The sequence below is a fragment of the Paenibacillus sp. OSY-SE genome (assembly GCF_000283315.1).
GTDB lineage: Bacteria > Bacillota > Bacilli > Paenibacillales > Paenibacillaceae > Paenibacillus_B > Paenibacillus_B profundus.
In genome coordinates this window covers 1-205 of the sequence record NZ_ALKF01000059.1, presented here as the reverse complement: position 1 = coordinate 205, position 205 = coordinate 1, and the positions used below count along the sequence as shown (strand labels likewise).

1 protein-coding gene is annotated in these 205 nt (G+C 50.2%); it reads right to left on the bottom strand.

All coding sequences use genetic code 11. The features are described from left to right. On the bottom strand, window positions 1–205 hold a 205-nt coding region (locus tag A372_RS32695; RefSeq protein ID WP_036702675.1), incomplete at both ends, for a potassium transporter TrkG.

Here is a 205-nt window from a genome sequence, read left to right as displayed (position 1 = left end):
GTCGTCCCATCAACAGCGCAAACAAGGTCGCTAAGGTCATAAACCCTAGCCCACCTAGCTGCATCAGCACCAAAATGACGGTTTCTCCAAATACCGTATAGGTCGAATCGACGTCAACGACGACCAACCCTGTGACACAAGCAGCAGAGACGGACGTAAAAAGCGAATCAATCCAATGCGGAGCATGTCCACCATGATTGGCAAT